Here is a 14,142-nt window from a genome sequence, read left to right on the forward strand (position 1 = left end):
GATCCTGCGAGGCGCGCCCTCGCCGCACAGATCGCGGCGAGGGCGCGATGCCGACGTCTGCGGTAAGCGCAATCGTTTGACCGCCCAGTACTGCGAGAGCACCCCCGACGCCCAGTTCCGAGATCGCTCTCGAGGACTGCCGCGACGTGCCGAGCTGCCGCGTCGAGCGGTGATCGGCAGGGCATCGCTCCGCTCGACGAACGCGCCTGGCCGAGCGTCCTCGACATCGTGAAGGACGATCTGCAGAGGCTCGAGCGGTTCGACATGAGCCGTGCCGACAAGCAGAAGCTCGCAGCCTGGAAGGAGCTCCTCAGCTCGACAGGAAACGTGATGGCTTCTGCGCAGTGCAACACGTCCCTCGCCACGGCGCTCGGTGCGACGCAAGAGAACGTCGACCTGGCGATCACGCGCCCGAGCGTCGACGACATGCTGACGCGGCGAATCTCGGACAGCATGGATGGAGCGGACCTCTGCTCGAACCTCGCCGTGCTCGCGGCGGCGTGCAACGCGAACCCCGTCATCCTCCTGAAATACCCCGGGAACTACGTCTTCAAGGGGCTCGGCGTGACGCTCGAGAGCGCCAGTCTCTCGCGTCGCCTGAGCAATGCGGGCATGACGGGCACCTGCGTCCCGGGTGCGATCGACATGCTCCTCAAGATCGACGACTACTATGCGAGGAAGTTCGCCCACCTCGTCGAGCAGCTGAACCGTATCGAGGAGGGCGACGGGACGCTCCTCGACAACTGCGCGGCCGTGTGGTTCCAGGACGTGTCGGACGGCTGCGCCCGCAACCTCAACAACCTGCCGATCATCCAGGCGGGCAGCGCCGGCGGTTATTTCAAGACCGGCTGGGCCGTGAACGTGGATGACGGCTCGCCCGATCTCACGACCGGCAACAGCGAGATCACGTGCTCCGAAGGCACTTCGGACCAGGTCGACGCGATCTCCCAAGAAACGGGGACCGATCCGTCGCTCGCCGGCGCGCCGATCAACAAGTACTACTGCAACTTGATGAACGCCCTCGGCGTCAAGGCAGGCGCGGATGGCTTCCCGGCGCGGGGCGGTTCGGGGCCGGTGACCCACTTCGGCATGTATGACCGGACGGAGGACTTCATTGGCGGCGGGACCAATCCCCCTGCCATCCACGACCCAGGCGAGTTCACCGCGCTCAAGGCGAACTCCTGAGCGATCTCGTTCCCGAGCCTGTCGGCCTCGGGGCGGTGCGCCTGATCGAGATGTCCCCATCGTCGAGGGGGGTGTTATGCTCGCCCGCGTCGAGCGGGCGCGGCGCGGCGCCGTGCCGGGAGGTCATTGGATGTCATCTGTCAGGGGTTTCACCCTCGAGCTGTCTCGGATCGAGTACGTCGGTCAAGGCCTTGTCCGACCGGAGTGCGTGATCGTCGAGCCCGGCGGCACGCTCTGGACCTCGGATGCTCGCGGCATCGCGACGCGCATCGAGCCGGATGGCAGGCAGGCGACCCTCGGCCCCGAGGTGCCCGAGCCGAACGGCATGGCGATGGATCGGCAGGGCAACCTCATCGTCGCCAGCATGTCCGGCGGCAAGATCCACAAGCTCCACCGCGACGGCCGGTCCGAGGTCCTCCTCGACTCCATCGACGGCAAGCCCCTCGGCGCCGTGAACTTCTGCTTCATCGACTCGCGGGATCGCCTCTGGATCTCCGTCACGACACGGCATCTCCCGTGGTGGACCGCGGTCGTGGGCAGCATCCGCGACGGGTACATCGTGCTCGTCGACGAGAAGGGCGCTCGCATCGTGGCCGACGGCCTCAGCTTGACGAACGAGGTGCGCCTCGACGCCGCCGAGCGGTTCCTGTACGCCGTCGAGACCGTCCCCGGCCGCCTCCTCCGGTTCCCGGTGCGCGATGACGGCAGCCTCGGCGATCCCGAGCAGTTCGGGCCCGATAGCCTCGGCATCGGCGGGTACATGGATGGCTTCGCCTTCGACGCCGAGGGCAACATCTGGGTGGCGGCCGTCTGTCGCAACGGCCTCGCGGTGATCTTCCCCGACGGCAGCTACCAGACCGTCTTCGAGGATCCGCGCCCTGCGGTCCTCGAGGCGATGACCCTGAAGCAGAGGAACGGCACCATCGAGCCGGCCGATCTCGGCGCCTGCGCGGGGAACACCCTGCAGCTGCCCACGAGCATCGCGTTCGGCGGCCCCGATCTGCGCACGTGTTACATGGGGTCGCTGGCGATGCCCCACCTCCTCACGTTCCGCGCGCCCGTCGCGGGGCTCCCGCTCGCGCACATGCGCTGATCGGCTTCACGCAAACAGCTATCCATGCCTCGTGTTCACCTCGTCACCACCGGCGGCACCATCGCGAGCCGCGTCGACCCGAAGACGGGCGCCGCCGTGCCCGCCGTCCGCGCGGAGGAGCTCGTCGCCGACGTGCCCGCGCTCGGCCGCGTCGCAGAGATCGCGGTCACCGAGTTCTGCCTCGAGAGCAGCTGGAACCTCGGCCCGGACAGGATCGCGGCGCTCGCGCGCGCCGTGCGCGATCTTCAGGGTGATCCCGAGGTGACGGGCGTCGTCGTCACCCACGGCACGGACACGCTCGAAGAGACGGCGTTCGCGCTGGATCTGGTGCTCGACGGGGACACCCCGGTGGTGCTCACAGGGGCGATGCGGGACGCGAGCACCGCGGGGACCGACGGCCCGCGCAACCTCGTCTCGGCCGCGCGGATCGCGGTCGAGCCGTCGGCGCGGGGGCTCGGCGTGCTCGTCGCGCTGAACGACGAGATCCACGCCGCGCGGTGCGTGATGAAGACCCATACGACCGCGCTCGGCACGTTCGCCTCGCCGGGCGTGGGGCCGCTCGGCTGGGTCGACGGCGAGGGCGTCCGCGTCCACGCGCGCCCCGCGAGGACGCCGACGCTGCCGCTCGCGCCGCCCGAGCCGCGGGTCTACCTCGTGAAGATGGCGTCCGGGATGGACGATCTCCTCCTGCGCGCGCTCCTCGAGGCCGGGGCGCGCGGGGTGGTGATCGAGGGCTCGGGCGCGGGGAACGTCTGCGGGAGCTGGGAGGGGGCGATCGGCGCGCTCGTGCAGGCCGGCACGCCGGTGGTGCTGAGCTCGCGCTGCCCCGGCGGGCGGGTCACGCCGACGTACGGCGCGCCCGGCGGCGGGCGGCGGCTCCGCGACCTCGGGGTGATCGCCGCGGGCGCGCTCTCGGGGCCCAAGGCGAGGCTCGCGCTGATGTTCGCGCTCGGGGCAGGGCTCGACGCTGCGGCGCTACGCGCGTATTTCGACCGGCTTGCCGGGTAGACCCTCGCTCCTCGAGCCCGGTTGCGGGCCGCGCCGCTCGTCACCGGCGCCCGCCTTGCGCTTCAGCTTCTCCTCGACCCGCGTGCCCTTGAAGAAGCTCGCGTTGGCCTCCGTATAGAGCTTGTACGGGTTCTCGAACACATACGCCTTGAAGTCCTCGGCGCTGAGGACGCCCTCCTCCACGAGCTTCCAGCTCTCCGCGAGCGCCTCGGTCAGGTCGGGGACGTCCCAGTGGCCGACGTCGGAGGAGTAGATGGCGTTGATCTTCACGCCGAGCGGGTTCGCCTTGGCGTTGAACGCGGACGCGATGGTGCGGTCGTCGGACTCGGATCCGAAGAAGAAGTTGTTGACCCAGCGGTCGCGGATGTCCTCGATCTTCTCGATGCCCGCGGCCTCGAAATCGTTGCGGTACTCCGGCGCCGGCTGGCGGGCGTCGCTCGTGTACCCGGCCCCCAGCGTGTCGGCGATCAGCTGCTCGCCCTCGATGGAGCGCCCGTTTGCGAGCTTTGCGAGATCCGCGCCGTAGCGCCGGAAGAGCTCGGTGAAGAGCGCGCGGTCGGTCGCCGCGGGGTCGTAGTGCTTCAGGCCCTCCGGGCCGCGCTTCTGGAAGCGGTCGACCAGGTGGATGTAGACCCGCGCGCCCCAGTCCGCCCCGCCCTCGAGCATGCCGATGCGCAGCCCGGGGAAGCGGCGGGTGACGCCGCCGAAGAAGAGCGCCTTGGCGAACGCCTCCGAGCCGTCGGCGAAGTGGCCGACGTGGTTGTTCATGTAGTTGCTGATCGACGAGCGCCCCGTCCAGCCCTGGCTCCCGTAATGGGTGAGGACAGGCACGCCGAGCTCGACCACCTTCGCCCAGAAAGGATCGTAGTTGTACTCGCTGTCGATGCCGTAGAAGTCGATGTACGTCGCGTACTTCGCGATCTCCGGGTGGTGCGCCGGCGGGTACTTCTCCGCGATCGCCTTGATGGGGCGGCGCACGCCGCCGGCGATGTTGATCGCCTTGAGCCCCAGCTTCTTGACGGCGAACTCCAGCTCTTCGATGCCCTCCTCGGGCGTGTTCAGCGGGATGCCGGCGACCGGGGTGAGGCGGTCGCTGTACTTGCGAAACAGCTCCGCGTGGTAATGGTTGATCGCGCGCTGGAGCGCCTGCCGCGAGCCCGGGTCCTTCACGGCGAGCGGCGCGAGGGTGTTGTTCGGGAACAGGACCGAGTAATCGGACCCTTGCTCCTCGAGGCGCTCGGCGAGCAGCTCCGGCAGGTGGTACGTGGCCACGTCCAGCGTGTTGCGCGTCACCCGCGCCCACCACGGCGACCTGACCGTGCGGTAGTGCTGCCGCTCCTCGGGCGTCTGGCTGTACCAGTCCTTGCCGCTGCTGTTCTCGGCGTTGCGGCGGCGGGAGCTCAGCGCCTTGCGCAGGTCGTCGACGAGCTTGGCGCCTCCGTAGGTGGCGACGAAATCCTCCAGCGCCGGCGAGTAATCGTTGGTGTGGATGTCCGTGTCGATGACGGGGTAATCGAGCTTCTCCTTGACAGCCACGGAGGGCGAGGCCTTGAGACGAGCGATACGGTCAGTCATGAAAGACTCCGGAAAGGGGTTGGGCGCGCCGATGTCGCCGGTGTGAGATCGATGGCCGTGCTGGCGCGCGGCAATCTGCAACCTGCGTGCCTCGACGCCGTTGCCTCCATGTCGCTGCTCGACCGCGGATCTCGGCGTCTCTCCGGCGCGCTCTGCCCGCGCGTTGCTCGGAATCGAGCACCGATCCAGCGCGGCTGCTTCCTGAGCAACACTCAATCCGGACCGATGCTGTCCGCCCTCGCGGAAACCCTACGAGGGCACGTGCCGGGCCGAGGAGGCATCTTCCTTGAGCCGCACGCGGGCGAGCGTCAGCGTGCGGGCGTCGGCGGAGATGCTCTCCAGAAAGCGCTTCCTGAACGCGGGATCGCCGGTCCTGTCGGCGCAGGCGAGCGCGTCACGACGGGCTGAAGAGCGCGAGGCACCGGTCGGCGAGGACGCCTCCGACGAGATCGACGGGAGCGCCGGAGTTTTCGTTCATCCAGCGCGCGGGGACGGCCAGCTCGCGCTGCGCGCCGCCGGTCGCGGCCGTGACCTCCTGAATCGTGCAGCCGAAGACGACGCGGCTCACCCGGGCGAGCCAGGCGGCGGTGAAGCACATCGGGCAGGGCTCCACGGTGGTGTACAGCGTGTAGCCCGTCAGGTCCGGCCCGGCGGCCGCGCAGGCGCGGCGGACGGCGCCGACCTCGGCGTGCCACGTGAAGTCGCGCTGGGCGTTCACCTCGTCGGTCGCCTCGGCGACGACGGTGCCGTCGGGGGCGGCCACCAGGGCGCCGAACGGCGGCTCGCCCGCGCGCTGCGCGCCGCGCGCGAGCTCCAGCGCGCGCGCCATGAGCTCCTCGTCGCGGCTCATCGGACGAGCCTCGGGTCGAGCAGCGACTCCGGCGCCGGCGCCTTCTTGACGAGCTTGGACTCGACCGCGAAGTCGACCACCGCCTTCATCGAGGCGTACACGGGGCCGGCCTTCTCCGCCGTGCCGAAGAGCTGCTTGTTGTCGGCCAGGTCGTAGATCTTGTCGCCGGCCAGCATGCCCTTCACGTCCTCGGGCGGAGCGTTCAAGTACTTGCCGATGATGGGAATCGCCTTGTCGGGCTCGCCGCGCAGGACGCGCACCCCCTGATCGATGGCGCCGATGAACCGCGAGCAGGCGTCACCGGACTCGGCGAGCCGCGATCGGCGCACGGCCACCGCGTCCATGATGGTGTCGGGGACGCTGGCGCTCGAGAAGATCACGCGACCGCCGCCCTTGGTCGCCTTGGTGATCCACGGCTCCCAGGTGACCGCGGCGTCGACCTTCCCCGCCACGAACGCGGCCCCGGCATCGTCTGCGCTCATGCTCGTGACCTTCACGTCGTCCGTGGAGAGCCCGGACTTCTTCAGGCCGGCGAGGAACAGCATGTGATTGACCTCGCCGAGGGTGAGCGCGACCGTCTTGCCCTTGAGATCGGCCATGGACGCGACCCCCTCCTTCGCCACCACCGCGTCCGCGCCGTTCGAGCTGTCGATGAGCGCGATGCCCACGACGTCCGTGTCGCCGTTGCCGCTCAGCACGGCCAGGTTCTGCAGGGTCGTCAGGCCGATATCGAGCTTCCCCGCGGCCAGCGCCGGCAGCGTGTCCCCGGGGTTCGAGAACGGCTTGAGCTCGACGTCGAGGCCAGCCTGCTTGAACAGCCCGAGCTCGTTCGCGATGAACACGCCCGCATAGCCGATCCACATGTCGTGTCCCACGGTCAGCTTCACCGGCGCGTTCGCCGCGGCCCCGGGCTTCTCGCCCGGCGCGGCGGCGGGCACCTCGCGCGCTGGCTCGTCCTTCTTCGAGCAGCCTGGCGACAGGACGAGGCAGGCGAGCGCTGCCCCGAGCTCTAGCACGACGGTCCTTCGGTTCATGGATCCTCTCCCCTCGGCGTATGCGTAAGCCCGAAAAGCAAGCTGCGGCGCTGCTCCTCGGGGCGGGCCCTCCCCCGCAGGAGCGACAGGATATCCCGTTTGAGGCGCAGCAACGCCTCGTCGAGCTTGAGGTCGGGCGAGCGATCCGCCCGGGGTACCGGCACGTCGAAGGTGGCCACGACGCGGCCGGGGCGCTCGGAGAAGACCACCACGCGATCGGACAGGATCAGGGCTTCATCCACGTCGTGGGTGACGAAGAGCGTCGTGATCCGGTGATGCTGGATCACATGGAGCAGGAGCCCCTGCATCTCCTCACGTGTCTGGGCGTCGAGGGCGCCGAACGGCTCATCCATCAGCAGCACCTCCGGCTGCGCGGCGAGCGCCCGCGCCAGCGCGGCGCGCTGCTGCATGCCGCCGCTCAGCTCCGCGGGCGCGCTGTCGCGGAACTCCCACAGATCGACGAGGCGCAGCAGGCGCTCGACGCGGTCCGCCTCTCGCTCGGAGCCGGCCTGCCGCGCCCGGCCGCGGTGGCGGGCCAGCGTCAGCGGGAAGCGGACGTTCTCCCGCACGCTGAGCCACGGGAAGAGCGTCTGTTGCTGGAACACGACGCCGAGCTCGGCGCCGGGGCCGAGGACGCGCTCGCCGCCGAGCGTGACGGTCCCGGTGGTCGCCGGCTCGAGCCCCGCGACGATGTGGAGCAGCGTCGATTTCCCGCACCCGGAGGGGCCCACGAGGCTCACGAACTCGCCCTCGCCGACATCGAGGTCGAGCGGGCAGAGGGCGCCGGTCTCGCCGCGGCGGCCGGCGTACGCCTTGCTGACGCCGCGCACGGAGAGCGTCACGCGTCGCGCCCCCTGGCCCAGCGGAAGAGCCGGCGGTGCGCCGCGCCGAACGCCCAGTCGAGCCCCAGGCCGATCGCGCCCAGCACCGCCAGGTACGCGTAGATGCTGGGCGTCTGGATGAAGCGATAGAACCTGAGGACGCGGAAGCCGAGGCCCTCGGTGGCGGCCACGAGCTCCGCGACGACGACGTAGCTCCACGCCCACCCGTTGCACATGCGCAGCGCGCTCCAGATGCCGGGGAGGGCGGCCGGGGCCAGCACGCGCCACACGATCTCCCGCCGGGTGGCTCCGAGGCTCTGGCTGACCTGGAGCAGCGGCGCCGGGACCCGCCGCACCTCGTCCGCGGTCATGAGCAGCAGCTGGAAGAAGGTCCCCAGGAAGACGAGGAGGACCTTCGCGCCCTCGCCGATGCCCGCAGCGATCATGACGAGCGGGATCAGCGCCGGCACGGGGACATAGCGGAGGAACTCGGTCGGCGGCTCGATCAGCGCGGCGATCGATCGGAACGCGCCGGCGAGCACGCCGAGCGGCACCGCGAGGAGCGCGGCGGCCACGAACCCGGCCGTGACCCGCAGGAAGCTGTAGCGGACGTCCAGCCAGAGCTCTGCCGAGCCGAGCGCGTCGGCCGTCGCCTGCCCGATGCTCGCGAGCGTGGGAGCGAGGGCGGTGTTCACCCCGTCGCGGCCCGTGAGCCAGGCGTACGCCGCGAGGGTGGCGAGGAAGCTCGCCGCGCCGAGCGCGAGACGGGCCCGGGCGGAAACGGGGCGGCCGAGCGCGAGCCAGCGCGGCGGTGGTCGCTCGCACTGTCGCGACGGGGCCTGCGGCGCTCGGTCGCCGGGCATCCGTCAGCCGAAGAGCTGCATCACCGAGGCGCTCTCGGTGACGTAGGCGAACGCGTTGCTCATGCAGAGGATCGCGGCGTCGTGGAGCTCCCGTGAGGTCCCGGCCACGGCGTCGACCGGGAGCAGCACGCGGTAATCCAGGCTCCTCGCGGTGAGCACGGTGCTGAGCACGCAGATGTTCGTGCACACGCCGCAGCAGATGAGGTTCTCCACCCGCTTGCACCGGAGCAGCAGGTCGAGGTCGGTGCCCAGAAAACAGTCGTAGCGCCGCTTGGTGAAGATCCGATGATCCTGCGGCTCGATCCGCAGCCCATCGACCATCTCGGCGCCGCGGGATCCCTCGAGGCAGTGCAGCGGCTCGAACTCCAGCTCGATGCCGAAGTCGCACCGATCGGCCCTGTGCATCTCCTGCGTGAAGACGACGGGCAGCTCACGCCCTCTCGCCCACGCGACGAGCGCGTTGATTCTCGGCACGATCTCGAGCGCCCCGCGCGCCTCGCAGGGCGCGCCCTCCTCGACGAAGTCGCGCTGCATGTCGATGACGAGGAGGGCGGTATTGGCAGGGTGGACCTTGTCGAGGGGCAACGGGCGGATACGCGGCGTCATCGCGGGTCTGACCGCTCGACGCGCGGGGGACACCGGGCGCGGCGAGCTCGCTGAGGGGTGGTGAAGAGGTGAACCGGCCCGCTCTACACCAGCCGGGAATGAAGCGTCGAAAGGCTGAACGGAATGTAACCGGCGCCTCGCCGGAGGGTCAAGCGAGACCTGGCGCGTGAGGATTTCGAGGGGGCGCGAGGCCGGCCGTTACATGGAAGGCCGCGGGGAAGGATGCGTGGAAGAATATGTGCGGGGGAGTGGGACAGATCTCCTGGTGTCTCTTGATGTCTCTCGTCATCTACGGTGGCGACATCGGATGCACGCGGGCCATGGCCTTCCGCCGCGCCATCGCGTAACGCACACCGGCCCGGAGATCTCTCAGGAGGACGATCCCCTCCAGCGTCTCGCCGAGGCTCGCGAGCGCTGCGGCGGTGCCCGCGGACATCCCCACCAGGACGCACTCGGCGCCGAGCAGGCGCGCGGCGTGCACCGTGCGCAGGAGGTGGTGCGCGACGGCGCTGTCGATCATCGGGACGCCGGTGAGATCGACGATCACGAGCTCGGCGTCGTGGCGCTCCACGCCTTGCAGGAGGGCCTCCATGAGCTGGCTGCCCCGCGCCGTGTCGAGATGGCCGATGAGGGGCACGAGGATGATGCCGTGCTCGATGGGCAGGACCGGAGTCGAGAGCGCGGCTATCGTCTCGAGCAGGCGCGATTGGATGGCGAGGAGATCGGCCTCGGTGCTCCGCAGCGCCTCTTCCGTCCTCTTTCGTGCGGTCATGTCGACCACGACCCCGACCATCCCGATCACGCGCCCGCTCGCGTCGCGGAACGGGACGTTGTTCTCCAGCGTCCAGCCGTCGCTCCCGTCCTCGAGCTTCCACTGGAGCTCCACGTTGAGCCGCGGGATCCCCTCCGACATGATGTTCTCGTCGTTGTCGCGGTAGCTGCGCGCGACCTCTTCGACGAAAATGTCCTCATCGCGCTTCCCGATGATCCTGTCGGCCGAGAGGTGATAGTGCGCCGCGTAGGCCTTGTTGACAGCGAGGTACCGGTGGTGTCGATCCTTGAAGAACACCATCGCCGGGATCGCGTCGAGCATCGCGGCGTACCCCGAGGCCTCCGCCGCGAAGAGGCTGGTCAGGAGCCCAGGATCGCGCTCGTCTGGCCGCGCCTCGTGCGACGCCGCGCCCGGCTGCTGCGCCTCGGCCAGCGCCTGCTCCAGCTCCGCGACGCGCCTGCGAAGCGCCGCGACCTGCTCGTTGAGCAGCGTCTGGGGATCTGGATCTGAAAGACACTGCATTACAGGGGACCACGTTTCGGCCGGACCACAGTGAACGCATGATTGTCGGGGGCGCAACACTTGTCAAGTATTCGATATCCGCTCTCGACTCACGGCGTGTCGCCGGTGCGGCCCGGGAGGTGCGGGGCATGTCGACCAAGACGTTTCGCGCGCTCGCCCCGCGCGGGCGCCGGCGCCCGCGTCACGCGCCGTTCGAGCTGGACCCGTGCTCATTCGTCGGCACCGCACCTGCGGAGAGCGGGGGTTCGCGTCGTTCAGCACGGACGATGCATGGCGGCGCCGCGCGGGGTCGAGCAAGCGACGTGGACGTGTAATTCGTTGTCTTGCAGGTTTCGATTTCGGGTCGGGTGGCGCGACGGAGACGCCTTGAACGATCGGCTCTCCCCTGTCGAGACGAGCCGTGGCCGGGCGTGGCTCCGCGGCTCGCGCGGGCCGCCGTGCCTTCGCCGGCAGCGGCGCCGTCCGGCGCGTGAGCGTTTCGGGCGTACCAATGAGCGCCGCGGGCGCGCGCCGCGCGGCGACCCGGCGCAGGGTAGGCGCACCAGCCGGCGCGTCGCCGGCCCGTTCACACGAGAGATCACACAATGAAAACGCAATCGAAACGCGCCGCCGCGGTCCTCGCCTGCCTCTCTGCCGTCCTCCCGGCGTGCGCCGAGAGCGAGGCCCCGGCCGCGCCGGAGCTCCGCCGCGTCGGCGGCTTCAGCACACCCGAGTCGGTGCTCCACGACGAGGAGCGCGACGTTTACCTGGTCTCGAACATCGTCGGCTCACCCGTCGAGAAGGACGACCGCGCGTTCATCTCGCGCGTCTCGCCGGACGGCGAGGTCCTCGATTTGACATGGATCGACGGCGCGTCGGAGGGCGTGACGCTGAACGCCCCGAAGGGCATGGCCATCGCGGGCGGCAGGCTCTATGTGGCCGATATCGACGCGATCCGCGTCTTCGACGCGAGCGACGGCGCGCCGATCGAGGACATCGAGGTGGCCGGCGCCGGCTTGCTCAACGACGTCGCGGCCATGCCCGACGGGTCGATCGTGGTCTCGGACTCCGGCGTGGCCATCGAGGACGGGGCGTTCGCCTCGATCGGCACCGACGCGCTCGTCTCGGTCGATCCGGGCGGGGAGGTCTCCCGGTTGTTCGCGGATCCCGCGCTGCCGCACCCGAACGGCGTGGCGTGCGCGGAAGGCGAGATCTGGGTGGCCTACCTCGGCGCAGCGCGGGTCGACGCGCTCGACGCCTCGGGGAAGCTCCGGCGCGAGATCTCCCTGCCCGCCGGCACGCTGGACGGCCTCGTGCGCCTCGACGACGGCCGGCTCCTCGTGTCGAGCTGGGACGCGGGCGCCGTCTTCGAGATCGACCCCGCCGGGGACGCGGCGCCGCGCGTCTCCACGCTCGCGGCGGATCTCCCGAGCCCCGCCGATCTCGGCTGGGACCGCGCGAGAGATCGCCTGCTCGTCCCGCTCTTCAACGACGGCGAGATCGTCCTGCTCGACGTGAAGTGAGCCGGCGGAACAGCGCTTTGGGCCGAGGGGCGGCGCGGTTACGCTGCGCCGCCCCGGCCGGCCCCGCGCTGTGTCTCCGCGGCGAGAGACGCGCCCTTTTCAATCAGGAGCGACGATGAAGACCCAGCTCACCCGACTGCTCGAGCCTACCGATCAAGCCCAGGCCTGGGGCGCGCTCAGAGAGGCCATCTCCCGCCTGGAGCGCACGTCCTCGGCGAGCGGCGCCGGCCTGGCCCGATGGGTCGGCGTCTTCACCCGCACGCGCGAGCGGATAACGATACAGCGGCTCTCCCGGCCGCTCGTCGTGCTCATCCTCGACGGCGCGAAGCGGATCTTCCTCGACGGCCCGGACGGCAACACGCGCCTTGTCGCCCGGGAGGGGCAGATACTGCTCGTGCCGCAGGGCATCCCCCTCGAGCTGGTGAACGAGCCCGATCCGGAGCGCGGCGCGTACCGCTCGTTCACGATCGAGCTCTTGAGCGAGGTCGACGAGCGGCTCCAGCGCCGCTATCCCACGCTCTGCGTCCAGCGGGGGCTCGGCGGCTTCGAGGCGGATCGGCCGCACCTGCTGCGCTCCGCGATGCCGTCGATCCAGGCGCTGATCCACCTCGTGAACACGCTCCTCCTGCCCGGCGCGCACGCGCTGCTCATCGAGCACCGGCTGGAGGATCTCATCCTGACCCTGCTCCTGCAGCACCGGGAGCAGCTCGACGAGGCGCGCGCCGCCTCCTCGACGCTGGCGCTCGATCCGACGCTCGCGGTGCGGGCGCTGGTGCGCCGCGATCCGGCGCGCCCGTGGGCGGCGCCGGAGGTCGCGCGCGCGCTCGGGGTGAGCGACGCGACGCTGCGCCGCCGGCTCGGCGCGAAGGGGGTCTCGTTCAGGGCCCTCCTGTGGAAGGAGCGCCTCGAACTCGCCAAGGCGCTCCTGCGCTCGGGCCGCCACGGCGTGCTGGAGGTCGCGACGGCCTGCGGCTACGACTCGGCGTCGCGCTTCGCCGAGCAGTTCCGGCGCTCCGAGGGGGTCAGCCCCTCGGAGTACCGCGCGCGACACCGGGCGAGCGCGAACGACTGCTGGAGCGACGAGCCCGAGCTCGGCGCGAGGTGAGGGATCGGCGCGCCGGCACGCGGGGGCGAGGGGCTCAGCCCGCCTTGTCGATGCGGCCGTCGGGGTAGCGCGCGAAGCGGCCTTCCGCGCGCCCGTGGACCGGGCCGTCGCTCGGCCACGGCCATCCGCCGAAGCCCGTCCGCCGGTAGTCGAGGAAGGCCTGTTGGACCTCCGCCATCGAGGTCATCACGAAGGGGCCGTGTTGCGCGACGGGCTCGCCGATGGGCTGGCCCTGGAGGAGCAGGAGCTCGGCCTCGTCGGGGCCGTTCTCGAGCAGCGCGGCGGCGCCGTCGCGGAGCGTGATCCTGTGGGCCGCGGGGACGCGGCGGGCGCCGACGCGCAGCTCGGCGCCGCGGAAGAAGTAGAGCGCGCGGCTCGTGCCGGGGGAGGCGGCCGGCAGCGTGAACCGCGCGCCCGGGGCCATCTTGAGCGTCCAGATCGCCACGTCGGACGCCGCGCGCGCCGCCCACGACCTCGGCGGCGGAGCCGGCGGGCGGAGCTCGCCGAGGCGGCCGGCGACGATCGTGATCTCGGTCGCCTTACCCGCGGCGTCGCGCGCGATCTGCCTGGGGATCGTGTCGCCCCACAGCATCACGAAGTGCGGCTCGGCGAGCTTGTCGGCGCGCGGCAGGTTGAGCCAGATCTGGAAGAGCTCGAGCGGGTTGGGCCCGTCCTTCTCGACGAGCGGGAACATCTCCGCGTGGACGATGCCGCCCCCCGCCGTGAGCCACTGGACGTCGCCGCGGCCGTAGCGCGCGGCCGCGCCGAGCGAGTCCGCATGATCGACGAGCCCGCGCCGCACGACCGTCACGGTCTCGAAGCCGCGGTGCGGGTGCTGCGGGAAGCCGGGGACCACGTCGCCGTGGTACATGCGCCAGCCGTCCTTGCCCGCGAAATCGCGCCCGATGGCGCGGCCCGCGAGCGAGGCGGCCGGCCCCATCCGCTCGTTGCCGGCCGGATACGCGTCGTCGTGGTGGACGCAGAACAGGAAGGGGTCGAGCGTCTCCCAGGGGAACCCGAGCGGCGCCACGTCGCGGACGACGTCCGCCGCGGCGAGCGCGGCTTCGTCGGTGCGCTCGGGCGAGGGCGGGGAGGGGTCGCACGCGGCGACGACGGGCGTTGCGGCGAGGGCGCCGAGGGCGGTGCGGCGATCCATGGGGCTCATCGTCTCATCGTAAGGTGGACCTCATGGAGGGACAACGGTGC

At 70.8% G+C, this 14,142-nt stretch carries 14 protein-coding genes; 6 read left to right on the forward strand and 8 right to left on the reverse strand.

Annotated elements, in window-relative coordinates; all coding sequences use genetic code 11:
• Positions 1–183: 183 nt before the first annotated feature.
• The 3 genes from WMF19_RS19505 to WMF19_RS19515 all read left to right on the forward strand — a co-directional run bounded on the left by WMF19_RS19505 (position 184) and on the right by WMF19_RS19515 (position 3,286).
• Positions 184–1,185, forward strand: a complete 1,002-nt coding sequence (locus tag WMF19_RS19505) for a DUF1552 domain-containing protein (RefSeq protein WP_437901648.1) — start codon at positions 184–186, stop codon at positions 1,183–1,185.
• A gap of 130 nt (positions 1,186–1,315) precedes the next feature.
• Complete coding sequence (locus tag WMF19_RS19510; RefSeq protein ID WP_437900476.1) at positions 1,316–2,278, forward strand: SMP-30/gluconolactonase/LRE family protein; 963 nt, start codon at positions 1,316–1,318, stop codon at positions 2,276–2,278.
• A gap of 24 nt (positions 2,279–2,302) precedes the next feature.
• Positions 2,303–3,286: an asparaginase gene (locus WMF19_RS19515; protein ID WP_437900477.1), complete on the forward strand. Its 984-nt coding sequence runs from the start codon at positions 2,303–2,305 to the stop codon at positions 3,284–3,286.
• On the opposite strand, the gene WMF19_RS19520 is transcribed toward WMF19_RS19515, so the two are convergent.
• Positions 3,254–4,861 carry an amidohydrolase family protein gene (locus WMF19_RS19520; protein WP_437330098.1) on the reverse strand — a complete coding sequence of 536 codons (1,608 nt, stop codon included), beginning with the start codon at positions 4,859–4,861 and terminating at the stop codon, positions 3,254–3,256. The two genes, WMF19_RS19515 and WMF19_RS19520, sit on opposite strands and share 33 nt — an antisense overlap.
• 51 nt (positions 4,862–4,912) lie before the next feature.
• Between WMF19_RS19520 and WMF19_RS19525 the strand changes: the two genes are divergently transcribed.
• Complete coding sequence (locus WMF19_RS19525) at positions 4,913–5,269, forward strand: hypothetical protein (RefSeq protein WP_437900478.1); 357 nt, start codon at positions 4,913–4,915, stop codon at positions 5,267–5,269.
• Here the strand turns inward: WMF19_RS19525 and WMF19_RS19530 are convergent.
• From WMF19_RS19530 to WMF19_RS19555, 6 genes are all read right to left on the reverse strand, one after another.
• A complete protein-coding gene (locus WMF19_RS19530; RefSeq protein ID WP_437900479.1) occupies positions 5,256–5,711 on the reverse strand; it encodes a nucleoside deaminase in 456 nt (151 codons plus the stop codon). The two genes, WMF19_RS19525 and WMF19_RS19530, sit on opposite strands and share 14 nt — an antisense overlap.
• Entirely contained in the window at positions 5,708–6,745 is a 1,038-nt protein-coding gene (locus WMF19_RS19535; RefSeq protein ID WP_437900480.1) for an aliphatic sulfonate ABC transporter substrate-binding protein, read from the reverse strand. Before WMF19_RS19535 ends, WMF19_RS19530 begins: the two co-directional genes overlap by 4 nt.
• On the reverse strand, positions 6,742–7,587 hold the full coding sequence (locus WMF19_RS19540) for an ABC transporter ATP-binding protein (protein ID WP_437900481.1): 846 nt from the start codon (positions 7,585–7,587) through the stop codon (positions 6,742–6,744). The genes WMF19_RS19535 and WMF19_RS19540 overlap by 4 nt, the downstream gene beginning before the upstream one ends.
• Positions 7,584–8,429 (reverse strand): ABC transporter permease, encoded by an 846-nt coding sequence (locus tag WMF19_RS19545; RefSeq protein ID WP_437900482.1) that lies wholly within the window; start codon positions 8,427–8,429, stop codon positions 7,584–7,586. The genes WMF19_RS19540 and WMF19_RS19545 overlap by 4 nt, the downstream gene beginning before the upstream one ends.
• Positions 8,430–8,432: 3 nt before the next feature.
• Positions 8,433–9,035: a cysteine hydrolase family protein gene (locus WMF19_RS19550; RefSeq protein WP_437900483.1), complete on the reverse strand. Its 603-nt coding sequence runs from the start codon at positions 9,033–9,035 to the stop codon at positions 8,433–8,435.
• A 289-nt stretch (positions 9,036–9,324) separates the two neighbouring features.
• Entirely contained in the window at positions 9,325–10,329 is a 1,005-nt protein-coding gene (locus tag WMF19_RS19555) for a PAS domain-containing protein (protein WP_437900484.1), read from the reverse strand.
• Between the two features lie 584 nt (positions 10,330–10,913).
• Here WMF19_RS19555 and WMF19_RS19560 point away from each other — a divergent pair.
• Both WMF19_RS19560 and WMF19_RS19565 read left to right on the forward strand, forming a co-directional pair.
• A complete protein-coding gene (locus WMF19_RS19560) occupies positions 10,914–11,831 on the forward strand; it encodes an SMP-30/gluconolactonase/LRE family protein (RefSeq protein ID WP_437900485.1) in 918 nt (305 codons plus the stop codon).
• Positions 11,832–11,946: 115 nt separating this feature from the next.
• The gene (locus tag WMF19_RS19565) at positions 11,947–12,936 is read left to right on the forward strand and encodes a helix-turn-helix transcriptional regulator (RefSeq protein ID WP_437900486.1); all 990 of its coding nucleotides are present in this window, start codon (positions 11,947–11,949) and stop codon (positions 12,934–12,936) included.
• Positions 12,937–12,970: 34 nt separating this feature from the next.
• On the opposite strand, the gene WMF19_RS19570 is transcribed toward WMF19_RS19565, so the two are convergent.
• Positions 12,971–14,101 carry a pirin family protein gene (locus WMF19_RS19570; protein WP_437900487.1) on the reverse strand — a complete coding sequence of 377 codons (1,131 nt, stop codon included), beginning with the start codon at positions 14,099–14,101 and terminating at the stop codon, positions 12,971–12,973.
• Positions 14,102–14,142 lie beyond the last annotated feature (41 nt).

The sequence above is a fragment of the Sorangium sp. So ce124 genome (assembly GCF_051525235.1).
Classification (GTDB): domain Bacteria; phylum Myxococcota_A; class Polyangia; order Polyangiales; family Polyangiaceae; genus Sorangium; species Sorangium atrum.

Coding starts and splice junctions, on each gene's coding strand:
- WMF19_RS19510 (WP_437900476.1), top strand. CDS start 1,316: ATGTCATCTGTCAGGGGTTTCACCCTCGAGCTGTCTCGGATCGAGTAC.
- WMF19_RS19515 (WP_437900477.1), top strand. CDS start 2,303: ATGCCTCGTGTTCACCTCGTCACCACCGGCGGCACCATCGCGAGCCGC.
- WMF19_RS19520 (WP_437330098.1), bottom strand. CDS start 4,861: ATGACTGACCGTATCGCTCGTCTCAAGGCCTCGCCCTCCGTGGCTGTC.
- WMF19_RS19525 (WP_437900478.1), top strand. CDS start 4,913: ATGGCCGTGCTGGCGCGCGGCAATCTGCAACCTGCGTGCCTCGACGCC.
- WMF19_RS19530 (WP_437900479.1), bottom strand. CDS start 5,711: ATGAGCCGCGACGAGGAGCTCATGGCGCGCGCGCTGGAGCTCGCGCGC.
- WMF19_RS19535 (WP_437900480.1), bottom strand. CDS start 6,745: ATGAACCGAAGGACCGTCGTGCTAGAGCTCGGGGCAGCGCTCGCCTGC.
- WMF19_RS19545 (WP_437900482.1), bottom strand. CDS start 8,429: ATGCCCGGCGACCGAGCGCCGCAGGCCCCGTCGCGACAGTGCGAGCGA.
- WMF19_RS19550 (WP_437900483.1), bottom strand. CDS start 9,035: ATGACGCCGCGTATCCGCCCGTTGCCCCTCGACAAGGTCCACCCTGCC.
- WMF19_RS19555 (WP_437900484.1), bottom strand. CDS start 10,329: ATGCAGTGTCTTTCAGATCCAGATCCCCAGACGCTGCTCAACGAGCAG.
- WMF19_RS19560 (WP_437900485.1), top strand. CDS start 10,914: ATGAAAACGCAATCGAAACGCGCCGCCGCGGTCCTCGCCTGCCTCTCT.
- WMF19_RS19565 (WP_437900486.1), top strand. CDS start 11,947: ATGAAGACCCAGCTCACCCGACTGCTCGAGCCTACCGATCAAGCCCAG.
- WMF19_RS19570 (WP_437900487.1), bottom strand. CDS start 14,101: ATGAGCCCCATGGATCGCCGCACCGCCCTCGGCGCCCTCGCCGCAACG.